Source organism: Streptomyces sp. NPDC127092 (assembly GCF_042722475.1).
Lineage (GTDB): Bacteria > Actinomycetota > Actinomycetes > Streptomycetales > Streptomycetaceae > Streptomyces.
This window is the reverse complement of record NZ_JBHXFE010000194.1, coordinates 1-825: the sequence shown is the minus strand read 5'-3', so window position 1 is coordinate 825 and position 825 is coordinate 1. Positions and strand designations below refer to the sequence as shown.

General features: G+C 77.5%; 1 protein-coding gene. It reads left to right on the top strand.

All coding sequences use genetic code 11. The features are described 5' to 3' along the window. Positions 1-56: 56 nt before the first annotated feature. On the top strand, positions 57-825 hold a 769-nt coding region (locus tag ACFWJO_RS38755; protein WP_386872911.1), incomplete at its 3' end, for a GNAT family N-acetyltransferase.

Below are 825 nucleotides of genomic sequence, written 5' to 3'. Positions count from 1 at the left end.
CAGGAGCGCGTGGCCCTGTCTCAGGTGAAGTCCTACCTGCTGGAGCGCCTGGTCAAGTGAGCGGGGACGTGACGGGAGCGGCCGGGGCCGCGGGGCACGACGACGACGGCGTGCTGTTAGACTCCGCCGCGGTCGCCGGCGGGGAGGTCGTGCTGCGTCCCTGGCGGCCCGGGGACGACCTGGCCCTGCTCGAGGTGTGGGGCGACCCGGCCAACGCGCAGCAGCACCAGGACCGGGCGATGCTCGCCGAGGACGCGGAACGGCCCTGGCGCCGCGCGCTCGTGGCCGAGGACGCCGGCGTGCCGGTGGCGGCCGGCGTCGTCTACGCCTCGTCCGTGCACCCGCGGCGGCTGTGGCTGTACGTCGAGACCGCGGCCGCCGAGCGGCGCCGGGGCATCGGCCGGGCGCTCGTGGCGGCCCTGCGCGGGCTCGCCGCGGAGGCGCACGCCGCCGGCGCCATCCCGACGACCGCGCTGAAGGCCCGATTCGCCAAGGACGCCCTGGTGCCCGGCGTGGCCGGCGCCGACCCGCAGACCGAGGCCGACAGTGCGACGGGCCGCCCGCCCGTGGACACGGACGCCGTGCGGTCCCAGACCGCCGCACTGGCCGCCGGCACCGAGGCGTTCCTCGTGGCCCAGGGCTTCACCCCCGTGCAGCGCTCCCGCCGCGTCGCGATCGCCCCGGGGGCCATCGGCCTGCCGGATGTGCGCGGGGAGGAGCACCCGGACGGCGTGGTTCTCGAGGAGGCCTCGACCGGCTCCGTCGAGCTCACGCAGGCGGTCGCCGCGTTCTATGACGCCGTGCACGCGTGGGACCCGTCGACCC